Raw genomic sequence first — 14,683 nt, 5'->3', positions numbered from 1 at the left:
AAGATATTGGTTGCGTTGGTTTTTGGTGTTTTTCTTTTTCACAGCACTGCGCTGACACAACAGGCTGATTCTATAGCCTTATCTGGATTTGTAATAGATTCGATTTCGAAAGAAAAAATCCCCTATGTTAAGCTAACAGTTAATGGCCTTGGAAATTCAAGAACTTTTTTCTGCGACAAAATGGGTTTTTTTAAGTTGAGAATCGCCAAAGGCAATGAAATCAGGTTTAATTTCTTGGGATATAAGCCCAAAACCATATCCAATGTAATTAGCAACAGTAATCTGGATGTGTTGTTGGTTCCAGAAATAAAGGAACTTAATACCGTAAATATCAGGGGCAGAAAATCATTGGTTAGGCAGGAAATAGACAAGCTGGTTTATGATGCCAAATCAGACCCGAAAAACGAAGGGCTTAATGCGCTTGAAATGATGAACAGGGTTCCTTTAATAAATACGGCAGGAGGCACACGTGTTGAAATCAATGGGAAGTCAGGCATAAAGCTACTGGTTAATGGCAGAGAGAACATTTTGGCAAATAGCGATCCTGCTGCCTTTTTGAGGGCGTTAAATGCCTCAGATATCAAAGAGGTCGAAGTGATTACAAGTCCTGGAGCAAAATATGACGCCGAAGGCGTTGGAGGTGTGTTAAACATTGTTATCAACAAGATGACACAAACGGGCTATAAAGGAACGGTTAATTCGAGATTTTTTTTGCCTTTAGTTGCCGGAACCAATACCAATGTCAATATTAAAACAGGCAAACTGGGGATTACGGTGTTTTTAAGCGACACTTATCAAAAGTCCCCCCGCTTAGCAAACACTACGCTTCGTTCATCTCTGGTCAATTCAGATCAGGTTTATCAATCGGGCGTTGACCGTAGAAAATCGAATAGTTTTTACACAGGTGCCGAATTGAGCTATGAACTGGATTCGATTAATCTGTTGAATTTCTCCATTTCCTATAATAATTATAGGAGGAGCAGCAACAATTTTCAAAGTTCAGCAATCAATGATTCGGGACTTATCCAAGGCTATGACCTGATGGACGATGGAAATTACAAGAGACAGGGCACCAATGCCTCGATTACCTATCAGAACGAGGGCAAAAGAAACAAGAAAAACCTGCTGGTTGGCTCTTATCAGTTTAATGTTTCCCCTGCAAATCAGTATAATGAATTAATAGCCAGTCGTCAAAACAATATAAGCATAAGTAATTTGGTTCAAGATAATAGTACAAAAGTAATTGAACACTCTTTTCAACTAGATTACAACTTTCAATTGAATAAGGCATTTTTGGTTGAGGCGGGCTCTAAAATTGTATTGAGAGATAATAACAGCAATGCTACCTATGGCGTTTGGAACAACCAAAACACCAATGAGCCCGAGCTTTCTGGAAACAGTTTTAAAAATGTGCAAAATGTATCGGCTGCATACTTGTCTTCAACGTATTCCCATAAAAATATTGGCGTAAAAGCGGGCATTAGATTCGAAAATACTTATATCAATTCTAAAACCAATGCCATAAGTGGATTGTCTTCAGGTTTTAACAGAAACTATCATAATTTTGTTCCAAGTGTTTTGTTGCAACTCAAAACCAATAAGACTAATAGTATAAATTTGGGCTATAGTACAAGAATAGAACGGCCGTCCATTTATCAGCTTAATCCCTTTATTGATCAGACTAATCCACAGTATGTATGGGTAGGAAATGCCAATCTTTTGCCGACAGCCTATCATAATTTTGAGCTCAGTTTTAGTTCGTTTAAAGATTTGAGCGCCCGAATTGGATACAACGTTTCCTTTGCAAATAATACCATTCAAAATACCATATCGCAAACAAGCCAAGGCATTGTTGAGTCAAGTTATGAGAATATTGGCCGTACAGTTGAACAAGGAGCTAATCTGAGTATGGGTTATTCCTTCTTTAAAAACCTGGATCTTTCTTTAAATTCCAGATTGCACTATGTTACTGTGAGCGGTGTTGTTGATGGAACTCCCTTAAAAAACGAAGGATTTCAATTCGCAAGTTTCTTAGATGGGAGCTATAAGCTAAAAACCTGGAGATTGAATTTATACCTTCAATTTAATAGTCCGAGAAAATTCTTGCAGCGTGAGCAGGCAAAATGGTTCTATGAGAACTCTATAGGCATTAGTAAGAGCTTTTTACAAAGAAAGATTAATGCATCGTTCAGCATTGCCAATCTTTACCCTAAGAACCGGTATTTTAATACGAATATTACGGGCAATGGCTTTGTTCAGAAAGATTACAGCACACAATTAAATAGACAGTTTTGCTTTACTGTTTCTTATCGTTTTGGCAAGCTAAAAGAGCAGATTAAAAAAAGCGATATCCAAATAAACAATAACGACTTAAAAGGAGAGCAATAGGGTTCTATTAGGACAAAGGTCTTTCACAACAATGCTTTCCATGCTAATAAATTTCCTTTTACATCAAATGCCGATAAATGCTGGGTCTATAACAGAATATCGGCCAAAGCCCTTCATGGCCAGAAACACTCTTGTTGCGTAATCCTCTTGCGACTGTTTTGCTATTGGAACGAAAATTGCACACCCTGCCAAAAGCTATTAATTTAAATTCGGCTGCTGTAAGAATGCCAATTTATATTTTAACTTTATTAGCCTGTTGAGGCAGATAGATAAGGGACCCATAATACGAAGAACTGAAAGGATAAAACAGTCTAACAATGAAGAAGGAAATTTCAAAAAAGAGGGTATTTGCAGGTGCTGCAGTGCTAAACAGGGTCCAAATGAGTGCGATTAGGGGAGGCGAAAGTGCTGATGCCCCGGTAACCACAAGATGTGCAAATACAGGTGCGGTATGCTGGTTTGACGGGGCAAGTGGCGATAGCGTAGTAGGAAAGTGCGAGGAAATGTCCAGCGGGCAATGCCGTTGCGTGGTGCGCGATAAGGGCGGAGCCGCAACCGAAAGCGTGCCTTTTCAGGAATGTTTAGGTTAACCTAAAAAGCTCTTCTTAAACCAATTAAGAAGAGCTTTTTTATAGTGCTTAATTAGAAGCCCAGTTTTTTGTCGAGTTCCGTAGTGCCCTGTTCTTGCTGCTGCTGGTATTGGTTGCAGTCGAACACGATAGACACCCCGTTTTTAGGTGCTTCGAAATCGGCTTTGCTTATTTTGATGCTCGAGTTGGCATATACCTTTTTGATAAAGCCGGCATAAATCGGCAAGGCCGAATTGGCTCCTTCTCCATCTCTGGTGCTGGTAAAATGGAAGGCGCGGTCTTCGCAACCTGTCCATACGCCGGTAACCAAGTCAGGTGTAATCGACATGAACCAGCCATCGGAGTTGTTTTGCGTAGTTCCTGTTTTGCCACCAGTTGGCACGTTTACGCCATAACGGCCGATCAACCTGTATCCCGTTCCTCCGGTAACCACGCCTCTCAGCATCCGTGTCATCACATAGGCCACCTCTTCGTTCATGGCTACTTTAATAATTGGCTTGCTGTCATAAAGCACCACGCCGTTTTTGTCTTCTATCTTTAAAATATAAGTAGGCTGTGTCCACACGCCCTTATTGGCAAAAACGCCATAGGCGCCTACCATATCGTAAATAGAGGCATCGAATGAACCTAGGCAGATGGATGGTACCACAGGCACATCAGATGTGATGCCCATTTTCTTGATTTCGGTAGCCACCGCCGTTGGACCCACCTGTTTCATTAAATAGGCGGTTACATAGTTTTGCGAATAAGCCAATGCCTTTTGCAGGGTTATGGAGCCCGGCAAGGTTCCTGACGAACGCGGAGTCCAATCGGGACTGCCTGGCGTAGAAATCGTAACTGGTTCGTTAGGTACGGTAAGGCAAGGCGAATAGCCATTTTCGATAGCTACGGCATAGGTAAAGGGCTTGGCCGTAGAACCAACTTGTCGGGTACCCATTTTGACCTGGTCGTATTTGAAGTGCTCGAAATTGATGCCGCCTACCCAAGCTTTGATATAGCCTGTTTTCGGGTCCATCGACATCATGGCATTGCGCAACAGCAGCTTGTAGTATTTTACCGAATCGATAGGTTTCATCAAGGTATCGAGGTTGCCTTTCCAGGTAAAAATGGTGAGCTTGCTCGGCGTATTGAAATCCTGCGTAATCTCTTCGTCCGATTTGCCCTCCAGCTTTAAGGCCTTGTAACGATCGGAGCGTTTTACCCCTTGGTCTATCTGCAATTCCATCCCTTTAAAAGGATTACGGCCTTTCCAGCTGGCAATAAACTGTGCCTGCAACTGTTTCATGTACTCCCTTTGCGCCTGCTCGGCGTATACCTGCATATCGTAGTTAATGGTAGTGGTAATCTTTAAGCCATCCCTATCCAAATCGTAAGGCACACCGTTTTTGGTAATCGAACGTTCGTCCAGTATCTTCTTAACCTCGGCTTTAAGCACAGCCCTGAAATAGGGAGCCACGCCGTCGTTGGTGGTAGCCGCCGTAAACTGCAGGTTAAGGGCTTTGTCTTTTTCTTGGTCAAACTGCTCCTGGGTCAGGAAATCAGACTTTACCATCAAAGCCATTACGGTGTTTCTCCTGGCCAGCGCTCTTTCGGGGTTTTTGGTAGGCGAGTAGCGGGTAATGCCCCTTTGTATGCCCACCAGCACAGCCGCCTGCGGTACGGTAAGTTTATCGGGCGTGGTGTTGAAGTACACGCGTGCGGCCGATTTGATGCCGTAGGCCTGGTTACCAAAATCGACTGTATTCAGGTACATGGTGATAATTTCTTCCTTGGTATAGTTGCGCTCGAGCTTAACGGCAATTACCCATTCCTGAAATTTCTGGATAATCCTTTTCAGGTAGTTTTTTTGTCGGCCTTCTTCCGAAAAGAGGTTGAGGGCCAATTGTTGCGTAATGGTACTTCCACCTTGTTTTTTGCCAATCATGGCATATAAAAAGATGGTAAATGTTCTTTTAAAATCGATACCAGAGTGCGAACGGAAACGCACGTCTTCGGTTGCAATCAATGCATTGATGACATTGGGCGAAATCTGATTGTAGTTAACGTTGGATCGATTTTTTACAAAATAGGTGCCCAAAACCTTGCCATCTTCAGATAAGATTTCGGTGGCTTCGTTGCTTTTGGGGTGCTCTATGGCCCTAAAAGAAGGGATATCGCCAAAAATGCCAAAGCTGATGGCCACGATGAAGAGCGCAAAGAGCACCAGTCCGCCAATCAGCACTTTCCAAATCCTTCTGTTGTATTTCCTGATATCTTCTTGGGTAAGGGGCTTATTCATTCGTTTATGTTGTGTTGTTCTTGTCAGGTTTGAGGTAAAGGGTTTGGGGAGTATTGGGATTAATCTTCTTCCTTCAACCTTTTAGCCTTTCGCCTTTATTAATAGTTATTCTTAAAAAATTCGAGGTATCTGTTTAGCGTATCTCTGTTCTTTATCTTATCAAAGTTCTCCTTGCTGATGTAAAAACCTTTGTAAGTGCTGGTCGGAACCTTCATGATTCTTGGCAACAATGGGGTAATGCCTTTTGCATAATCCTGCACATCTTCAAGGCTTTCGAAGTTGCCTACGTAAATCAGTTGGTCTTCTTCCAGCTCCAACAATTGATGCTTGAGGCCATCGCCTACATAATTGGCCCTGTTAAATTGGCCCACGCCAAAGCGCGACGAACTTACGCTTACCGTCATATCGGCCACATCGATTACATAATAATAGATTTTCGATTCGGCTTTGCTAAACAGGTTGTCTACTACTGGCGGTGTTACTGCAGGCTTGTTTTCCGGCTCGGCCTTAACTGGTGGCAAATCGGCCGATTTAGGCTGTACCACCGGTGGCGCAACGGCAGGTTTCTCTGCAGGTGGCGTTACTGGGTTGTTTTTTGCCGGTTCGTTTACCGCCTGCTGAGGCGCGACAACGGTTTCTTGCTGAGCAATAAAACGCGGCTCGGTCGGATCGAAATCGATGAGGGCAATTTTCCTGGCCTTAAATGCAGCCAAATGCGCATTGATGTAGGCAATATGATCTTTCACCAATGGGGTAATCAACAAATCGTTAGGATATTTGGCAATAATACCGTTAAAGGCGTTGAGCAGGCTATCTACGTTTTGGGTACGGCCAATGGCGATGGACTTCAGGTAATCGTACTGCGATTGCAGGCTGTTGCCCGGAAAATGCTGGCTTGTTTCGTCTACCCCAGTAATAACCTTCGGAAAATCCTTTTGCTCATAGCTGGCAAAAACAAGGTTGTACGATTTGTTTACTTCGGCATCCAGCGCATTTTGCTTGGCCGAGAAATTAGGGTCTAAGATGGTTTTGGCATAAACAGAATTAGGGAATTCGCTTAAGACCTTGTTCCTGTAGTTTTCCGACTTGGCCTTATCCGTATTGGCGTAGGCGAGGTACAAACTGTAGTAAATGGCATCACGATGGTTGTTTTGCGGGTAGCGGGCCAACAGTTGTTCGTAAACCTTAATCGCTTCGGCTTGGTCTTCGATTACCTGCTGGTAAAAACCGGCGATCTCAAAATAGGCATCGATAATCTGCTGGTCGGACTTGCGCAGCTGTTCTGGCGTAAGCGGCAACAAAGCCGTATATTCTTTAATGCGGGCTGTTTTATCCTGTGCCTGTGTTTTTTGTGTACTGTCTGTAGGTGCTGTGTTGTTACCTATGGCAGCAAGCTGGTTCTGTTGCGTTACCTGTTGCGATGATTTAACGCTTTGGCGCCAGTTGTCTTCTAAAATACGGTTGCCCCAACGTCGTCTAAAATCGCTAAAACCCTTGCTGATGGTATTGGCGTTGTTGAAATAAAAAGTACCTCCGCTTTGCTGGCGTGTAGGCAGGCCAGGCTGGAAAGAGCCCATGTTGTCGGTTTGGGCAACAGCATTTGCGGTTTCTTTTTTGGCTTCAAACATTTCGTTGAGCTTTTTTTCTCGGGCTTCTTGAGGCATGCGCGCCAAGGCCTGCAGGGTATCCTGCTCCGAAATAAGCTGGTAGCGTTCGGTTAGGTATTCAAGGTTTTGTCCTTTTTTAAGGATCGATTCGTAATTAGGGTAGTTTTTAGGCAAAACGCTCAGGGCACTGTCGTAATAAAGTTTGGCATTGACGTAGTTGCCCAGGTTTTTAAAGTTGAGATCGGCCAGCTTTAAATAAGCCAAGCCCTTTTGGTAATTGTTTCGGATGCTTTTTTGGGCCGATAGTTTGTAGTACTCGGCGGCCTTGTTGTAGTTTTTGTCGCCCAAGTAATCTTCGGCCACTTCGTAATAGATCTGATCGGTATAGTCGAGGTTTTTGTCGTCTTTCAGCAACTTCAGCAAAGCCATTTTACGATCGGCCGTTTGGTCGTTCAAAATATCGTTAATACGGATTTTGCTCAGCTTGGCATTGAAGTACATCTCGAATGGCGAATTGCTGTTCTCTACCTTGGTGTAGTTGCGCAAGCTCAGCTCGTACTGTTTGTCGTGTTCGTACAGTTGCGCCAAAATGTATGGCCAGCGGGTTCGCGACTGCATTTGGCCGCTTTCTTTAATGGCTTGGCTTAAATAGGTAATTGCTTTTTTATAGTCGTGCTGATTGATGCTCATTTGGGCCAACGTAGCCAAAGGTTCGGCTTTGTTGTGCTTTACCGAATCGAGGTCGAGCAAAACCGTATCGAGGGTTTCGCGTGCCTGAATGTTGCTGTGCAGCTGCATGAGGCTTCGGGCTTTCCAGTTGAGGGCGGCAAGATGGGTGTTTTTGTCTTTTTTGTAGGTTTTGGCCGTATAATCAAAGTATTCTTTAGCGATAAAGAAGTTGCCTTTATAGAAATTGGCTTTGCCCAGCAGCATGTAGGCTTCATCTATATAGTTGCTGAGGCCTTTTTCGCTGATGATGGTCTGTGCTTTTTTGATAATTTCATCCAAGGCCTTGGTGTCGCCGGTGGCGCTCGATGCACCGCTGAGGTAGTCTATCGGTTCGGGAGCAATGTAAACGCTCAAAAAATCGTCGTAGTTGTCTTTATAGGTTTGTGCTAGTTCTTCCTGATAAGTGCCAAGCAATACATTAGAATTGTAGATGTAATTGTAGCGGGCCGAGAGATTTTGCAGGCTTCTATTGGCGGCATTGTCCTTTTGCGTTGAGCAGGCATAAAGAAAAACTAGGCTCAAGCCAAGCAGGATGGTCTTTATACTCAGTTTTGCGTAGTTGTTCAAGGATGTAGGGTTGTGAGTGTTAATGGCAATATAATAATATGTTATGCAAAAATATTTTATTCGGCAATATATTCTTCATATTTAGTATAAATTTATTGTGTCGAAATATGGAAGAACCAGAAAACAGCACCAGGGGGAAAAAGGCCCGCAATTTTGCCAAATATACCGGTATTGCCTTTCAGATGTTGGCCACTATTGGCGTGTTTGCATTTATTGGCTACCAGATAGATCAACATCGAAATGGTAAAAAGCCCATCTTTATGGCGTTGCTGGGACTTATGGGGGTTATCTTTTCGCTTTATCAAGTGGTAAATTCGGTTACTAAGGATAAATAGTTCATTGGTTCATTCGTTCACTGGTTCATTGGGGGTAAACTGTAAATTGGCTGATTAGAGGATTGGCTTATTGTTAACTGAGAACCGTAAATTGTTTTATTGCTGAATTGTTAACTGAAAACTGCAAATCGGTTCATTGTTAAATTGTTAATTGAAAACTGAGAACTGTTGATTGGCTAACTGAAAACTGCAAATCGAGAACTACAAACTAGAAAACCACCCCGCCCTAAGGGCACCCCTTCACAGGAGAGGAATTGTTAATTTAAAATTCGCTTATCGCCAAACGCTTCCCGCTAATCTATAAGCCATGGACTATGGACCACTGACCATGGACTATCGACTATTGTCTATCTACTTAACACTTTCTTTTATACCTTTGTGAAAAAATTACAGGTTTGGGCATACAACGTTTTACTTTATATTATATTATCTATACGGCGGTACTGGCCGGCATTGCCATCGCCTTGCCCCATGCTTTTCCGGGTGTTCAGGTTTTGATCCATAAGTTTTGGCTCGTATTTGGCTTTTTGGCGGGGCTTACTTTCATCGCTTATATCGTTGCTTTTTTGGGCATTAAACGCAACCCCGAAAGTGGCATTATGGCCATTATGGGTTCTATTGCGCTGAAGATGCTCTTTTCTATGGCTTTCGTGCTGATTTACAGCCTAAACAACAAGGAAAAAAGCATTGTATTTGCCCTCAATTTTTTTTCTTTATATTTATTGTTTACCTTCTTTGAAATATACTGTTTGTTGCGTAACTTGCGCCACCAAAATAAATAGTAAAAATCTGCGAGTAAATGGATTGTAGCCACGTTTTTGAATTCAAGTTTAAGAGGTTAATTGTTGTTTTTGCGCTTTTTTCGGCGTTTTTGTTGTCGTCTGTTGGGGTAAAAGCTCAGGCCGATACCACGCATGCAGCAGAAAAATCACATGAAGCCCCAGCCGAAAAAGAAAAATTTAATATAGGCAAATTTGCTTTGCACCACGTAGCCGACTCGCATAGCTGGCACGTGATCGGCGATACTTATATCGGTCTTCCGGTAATTTTGTATGCCAATGGCAAAGTGGTTACTTTTAACAACAGCGAGTTTGGCCACGACGATGATGCCAAGGTAGTAGTTGAAAAAGACGGGCAGCGTTTTGTGAAAATGCACGACAAAATCTATTTCGCTTCTGAAGTAGCCAATGAGCATGGCCAATATGTGGAGCTGAATGCCGAGCATCATGCCGAAAACAAACGTCCTTTGGATTTCTCGATCACAAAAAATACCTGCACTTTGTTTCTTTCGATCATCATCATGCTGTTGGTGTTCTTGAGTGTAGCCAGAAACTATAAAAAACGTCAAGGCAAATCGCCTAAAGGTTTGGCTTCGTGGTTAGAGCCGGTTATCCTTTTTGTAAGGGACGATATTGCCAAGCCAAACTTGGGTCATAAATACGAGCGTTTTATGCCGTACCTGTTAACCGTGTTTTTCTTTATCTGGTTCAACAACATGTTGGGCTTGGTGCCTTTCTTGCCGGGTGGTGCCAACTTAACCGGTAATATTGCGGTAACCATGGTATTGGCTATCTTTACTTTGTTGCTTACCGTATTTAATGGTAACAAGCACTACTGGCAACATATTTTCTGGATGCCTAATGTACCGGTTCCAATCAAGATCTTTTTAATTCCGTTAGAGTTGATCGGCGTGTTAACCAAGCCTATCGCTTTGATGATCCGTTTGTTTGCGAACATTACCGCAGGTCACATCTTGGTATTGTCGCTGATCTGTTTGATTTTCGTATTCAACAGCCTGTTTGTTTCTGCGGCCTCAATTCCTTTCGCCATGTTTATCGGTGCGATCGAGCTGATGGTAGCCTTTATCCAGGCCTTTATATTTACCATTCTATCGGCCCTGTTTATTGGTATGGCGGTAGAAGAACACCATTAATTAGCATAATTTTAAAAACAATTAATATATAAAATCATGATTACAGGAAGTATTGCTGCAGTAGGTGCAGGATTAGCTGCGATTGGCGCTGGTCTAGGTATCGGTCGTATTGGTGGTTCTGCTATGGACGGTATTGCTCGTCAACCAGAAGCTGCCTCAAAAATTCAAACTGCGATGTTGATCGCTGCTGCCTTCGTTGAGGCGGTTGCTTTGTTCGCGGTAGTAGTTGCATTAGTGTAACTTACCTTAAATGTTTTGCAGAAGATTGTTCTGCAAAACATTTATTTATGAAAACGAAATAAGAAAGATAGAATAAAATATATACCGAAATGGATTTATTAATACCTGAAGTTGGTTTAGTTGTTTTTCAGACAATCGCATTTTTGCTTTTGCTTCTTATCTTGGCCAAGTTTGCCTGGAAACCAGTATTGGGCGCTATTAAAGAGCGCGAGCAGTCAATTGACGATGCCTTGAATAAAGCCGAATTGGCTAAACAAGAAATGGCCCGTTTAACTTCTCAAAACGAAGAGTTGATGAAACAGGCACGTGCAGAGCGCGACCAGATCTTGAAAGAGGCCAAAACCTTGAAAGACAGTATCGTTAACGAAGCCAAAACCCAAGCCCAAAACGAAGGTGCCAAACTGATTGAAAAAGCTCGCATTGAGATCGAAAATCAGAAAAAAGCAGCCTTGGCAGAATTGAAAGGCCAAGTGTCAACTTTGTCGTTGGATATTGCCGAGCGCGTATTGCGCAGCCAGCTGGATGATAAAGCTAAACAACAGGACTTGGTAAACAGCCTGTTAAAAGATGTTGAATTAAATTAAGTCTTGCGTTAAGCGCACTGCGTTGAGCATTTAGAACGCCCTACGCATTACGCCCTACGCCAAATTAAAAATATATGTCAAGTAAAGCAGCAGCCAGATACGCCAAATCGTTAATCGACCTTTCTATCGAGCAAAATGCCCTAGAAGCGTTGAAGAATGACATGGTGCTATTTGAGGAAGTTGTAGATAAGCACAGCGAACTAGAAGCCATCCTGAAAAACCCGATTATCCCTTTGGATAAAAAAGCGGGCATTTTGAAGGAGCTTTTTGCAGGCAAAGTAAACCCGATTACCGAGCACTTTTTCAAGTTGGCGGTTAATAAGGGCCGTTCTGCAATCCTGTTCGATGCCGCCAAACAGTTCGTTAGCCAATATCAGGCATTGAAGGGAATTGTAACGGCAGAGGTAACTACTGCTACAGCCCTAACCGATGCCAATAAAGCCGAGATCGTGAGCCTGGTGAAAAAAGAGCTGGGTGCCAACGAAGTGGTAATCAAAGAAAAAGTAGACGAGAATTTGATCGGTGGCTTTATCTTAAAAGTTGGCGATAAGCAGTTTGATGCCAGTATTGCCAGCGGTTTGAAAAAACTGAAAAAAGAATTTGCACAAGGCATCGCCTAAGCGAACCTTGAAAATAATATATCCGATGAGAGATCGGAAAACAAAATAAACACAGTACAAGATTTACATTAGAAAAAGAAATCAAAAATAAAATTATGGTAGAGGTAAGACCAGACGAAGTTTCGGCAATTATCAGACAACAATTGTCAGGCTTCAAATCAGAAGCTGAGCTTGAAGAAGTGGGTACCGTATTGCAAGTGGGTGATGGTATTGCCCGTGTTTACGGACTAACCAAAGTTCAAAGTGGCGAGTTAGTTGAGTTTGCCAACGGTTTGCAAGGTATTGTATTGAACCTTGAAGAAGATAACGTGGGTGTGGTATTGTTAGGCCCATCAGACGAGATCAAAGAAGGCGATACCATTAAACGTACCAAAAAAATTGCCTCTATCAAAGTTGGTGAAGGTATGTTGGGCCGTGTAGTTAACACGCTTGGCGAGCCTATCGACGGTAAAGGACCGATCTTGGGCGAAACCTACGAAATGCCTTTAGAGCGTAAAGCACCAGGTGTAATCTACCGTCAGCCGGTAAATGAGCCTTTGCAAACAGGTATCAAAGCTATCGACGGTATGATTCCAATCGGTCGTGGCCAGCGTGAGTTGGTTATCGGCGACCGTCAGATTGGTAAAACTGCTGTTTGTATCGATACCATCATCAACCAAAAAGAATTTTACGAAGCAGGTAACCCTGTATTCTGTATCTACGTAGCTTGCGGTCAAAAAGCAAGTACCGTAGCCAACATTGTTCGTACTTTAGAAGAAAACGGTGCAATGCCATATACCGTAGTGGTTTCAGCTTCTGCAGCAGAGCCTGCTCCATTGCAGTTCTACTCTCCATTTGCTGGTGCAGCCATCGGTGAGTTCTTCCGCGATACAGGTCGCCCAGCTTTGATTGTTTATGACGATTTGTCTAAACAAGCGGTGGCTTACCGTGAGGTATCGTTGTTGTTGCGTCGTCCACCGGGCCGTGAGGCTTATCCAGGCGACGTGTTCTACCTACACAGCCGTTTGTTGGAAAGAGCTGCAAAGATCAACGCCAACGACGAAATCGCTAAAAACATGAACGATTTGCCAGATTCGTTGAAAGGTATCGTTAAGGGTGGTGGTTCATTAACCGCTTTGCCAATTATCGAAACCCAAGCTGGCGACGTTTCAGCCTATATCCCAACCAACGTAATTTCGATTACCGATGGTCAGATCTTCTTGGAGTCGAACTTGTTCAACTCGGGTATCCGTCCGGCTATCAACGTAGGTATCTCGGTATCACGTGTGGGTGGTAACGCACAAATCAAGTCGATGAAAAAAGTGGCTGGTACCTTGAAGTTAGACCAGGCTCAATACCGCGAACTAGAGGCTTTCTCTAAATTCGGTTCAGACTTGGATGCAGCTACCAAATCGGTACTAGATAAAGGTGCACGTAACGTAGAGATGTTGAAACAAGCACAGTTCTCGCCACTAACCGTTGAGAAACAAGTTGCCATCATCTATGCAGGTACTAAAAACCTAATGCGTAGCGTACCAGTAGCTAAAGTAAAAGAATTTGAAACTGAGTTCTTGCAATCATTAGAATTGCGTCATCCTGAAACTTTGAAAGCTTTGAAAGCCGGTAAATTTGATGACGAGATTACTGGGGTGTTAGATACAGTTGCAAAAGAGATTTCAAGTAAATATTAATTATAGTATGGAGTACAGCGTATAGCGAATTGAGCTGATCAGTCGCGATACGCCATACTCACTACGCGATACTAAGAGATGGCCAATTTAAAAGAAGTAAGAAATCGTATATCGTCGGTACAGTCAACCCAACAGATTACCAAAGCTATGAAAATGGTATCTGCGGCAAAGTTGAAACGTGCTACCAATGCCATTATACAATTACGTCCGTATGCCACCAAGTTGAAAGAGATTTTAGGAAATCTTTCGGCTAGTTTAGAAGGGACTTCCTCACCTTTTATCCAAGAGCGCGAGCCTAACAAAGTGCTGATTGTAGCCGTATCATCAAACCGTGGTTTGGCGGGTGCTTTTAACATGAACGTGATTAAAACGACCAATAATTTAATTGCCGAAAAATACAGCGAGCAATTGAAAAAAGGTAATGTAAGCATTGTTGCCATCGGTAAAAAAACACAAGATTTCTACGAAAAACGTAACTACAACGTAATTGGCAACAACAATGACGTGTATTCGGACCTGACTTTCGAAAATGTAACCAAAATTACCGAAGCTATTATGGCCGGTTTCGAAAAAGGCGAGTTTGACAGGGTAGAAGTGGTTTACAACCGTTTCAGAAATGCAGCGGTACAGATTTTAACTACCGAGCAATTGTTGCCATTAACCAAAACGGAAGAAGCAACGCCACAAACTACAAAAGGTGTTACCACCAATGTAGATTATATCTTGGAACCTAGCCAAGACGAAATTGTATCGCAGTTGATTCCTAAATCAATCAAGATCCAGTTGTACAAAGCAGTGCTTGATTCGCATGCTTCAGAGCACGGTGCGCGTATGACCTCAATGGACAAGGCTACCGAAAATGCCGGCGATTTGCTGAAAAGCCTGAAATTGGCTTACAACCAGGCCCGTCAGGCAGCCATTACAACCGAGTTGACCGAGATTGTAAGTGGTGCAGCGGCATTGAACGGATAATCAATTTATAGTTCGCGGTACGCAGTTAGCCGTGCCGATGCTTAAAATATAAAAACCCTCTCCAATTTGGCGAGGGTTTTTTTGTTGATATCGCTAACGAAAACCCAAAATTATCCTAAGTTTGTTTGATTGTAATCCAGCATGATTATGTTTTCGCTGGATTGTAAATA

12 protein-coding genes are annotated in these 14,683 nt (G+C 42.8%); 10 read left to right on the top strand and 2 right to left on the bottom strand.

Annotated elements, in window-relative coordinates:
- The first annotated feature begins 15 nt into the window (after positions 1-15).
- A complete protein-coding gene (locus VRU48_RS12840; RefSeq protein ID WP_330108317.1) occupies positions 16-2,388 on the top strand; it encodes an outer membrane beta-barrel family protein in 2,373 nt (790 codons plus the stop codon).
- A gap of 317 nt (positions 2,389-2,705) precedes the next feature.
- Positions 2,706-2,978 (top strand): hypothetical protein, encoded by a 273-nt coding sequence (locus VRU48_RS12835; RefSeq protein WP_330108316.1) that lies wholly within the window; start codon positions 2,706-2,708, stop codon positions 2,976-2,978.
- Between the two features lie 52 nt (positions 2,979-3,030).
- Here the strand turns inward: VRU48_RS12835 and VRU48_RS12830 are convergent, their stop codons facing one another.
- The gene (locus VRU48_RS12830) at positions 3,031-5,256 is read right to left on the bottom strand and encodes a transglycosylase domain-containing protein (RefSeq protein WP_330108315.1); all 2,226 of its coding nucleotides are present in this window, start codon (positions 5,254-5,256) and stop codon (positions 3,031-3,033) included.
- Between the two features lie 98 nt (positions 5,257-5,354).
- Positions 5,355-8,159 (bottom strand): type IX secretion system periplasmic lipoprotein PorW/SprE, encoded by a 2,805-nt coding sequence (gene porW / locus VRU48_RS12825; protein ID WP_330108314.1) that lies wholly within the window; start codon positions 8,157-8,159, stop codon positions 5,355-5,357.
- Between the two features lie 107 nt (positions 8,160-8,266).
- On the opposite strand from porW, the gene VRU48_RS12820 reads away from it, so the two are divergent.
- The 8 genes from VRU48_RS12820 to atpG all read left to right on the top strand — a co-directional run bounded on the left by VRU48_RS12820 (position 8,267) and on the right by atpG (position 14,513).
- Positions 8,267-8,494: an AtpZ/AtpI family protein gene (locus VRU48_RS12820; RefSeq protein ID WP_330108313.1), complete on the top strand. Its 228-nt coding sequence runs from the start codon at positions 8,267-8,269 to the stop codon at positions 8,492-8,494.
- Positions 8,495-8,889: 395 nt separating this feature from the next.
- The gene (locus tag VRU48_RS12815) at positions 8,890-9,276 is read left to right on the top strand and encodes a hypothetical protein (RefSeq protein ID WP_330108312.1); all 387 of its coding nucleotides are present in this window, start codon (positions 8,890-8,892) and stop codon (positions 9,274-9,276) included.
- A 17-nt stretch (positions 9,277-9,293) separates the two neighbouring features.
- The gene (atpB, locus tag VRU48_RS12810; protein WP_330108311.1) at positions 9,294-10,427 is read left to right on the top strand and encodes a F0F1 ATP synthase subunit A; all 1,134 of its coding nucleotides are present in this window, start codon (positions 9,294-9,296) and stop codon (positions 10,425-10,427) included.
- A 39-nt stretch (positions 10,428-10,466) separates the two neighbouring features.
- Positions 10,467-10,667 (top strand): ATP synthase F0 subunit C, encoded by a 201-nt coding sequence (gene atpE, locus VRU48_RS12805; protein ID WP_136876209.1) that lies wholly within the window; start codon positions 10,467-10,469, stop codon positions 10,665-10,667.
- Between the two features lie 89 nt (positions 10,668-10,756).
- Positions 10,757-11,251 carry a F0F1 ATP synthase subunit B gene (locus VRU48_RS12800; RefSeq protein WP_330108310.1) on the top strand — a complete coding sequence of 165 codons (495 nt, stop codon included), beginning with the start codon at positions 10,757-10,759 and terminating at the stop codon, positions 11,249-11,251.
- A gap of 74 nt (positions 11,252-11,325) precedes the next feature.
- Positions 11,326-11,871 (top strand): ATP synthase F1 subunit delta, encoded by a 546-nt coding sequence (gene atpH / locus VRU48_RS12795; RefSeq protein ID WP_330108309.1) that lies wholly within the window; start codon positions 11,326-11,328, stop codon positions 11,869-11,871.
- Positions 11,872-11,966: 95 nt separating this feature from the next.
- Positions 11,967-13,541 carry a F0F1 ATP synthase subunit alpha gene (atpA, locus tag VRU48_RS12790; RefSeq protein ID WP_330108308.1) on the top strand — a complete coding sequence of 525 codons (1,575 nt, stop codon included), beginning with the start codon at positions 11,967-11,969 and terminating at the stop codon, positions 13,539-13,541.
- Positions 13,542-13,619: 78 nt separating this feature from the next.
- The gene (atpG, locus tag VRU48_RS12785; RefSeq protein ID WP_330108307.1) at positions 13,620-14,513 is read left to right on the top strand and encodes an ATP synthase F1 subunit gamma; all 894 of its coding nucleotides are present in this window, start codon (positions 13,620-13,622) and stop codon (positions 14,511-14,513) included.
- Positions 14,514-14,683 lie beyond the last annotated feature (170 nt).

Source organism: Pedobacter albus (assembly GCF_036324255.1).
Classification (GTDB): domain Bacteria; phylum Bacteroidota; class Bacteroidia; order Sphingobacteriales; family Sphingobacteriaceae; genus Pedobacter; species Pedobacter albus.
Note: the sequence above shows the minus strand (reverse complement) of the source record. Positions and strands in the feature narration are given on the sequence as shown.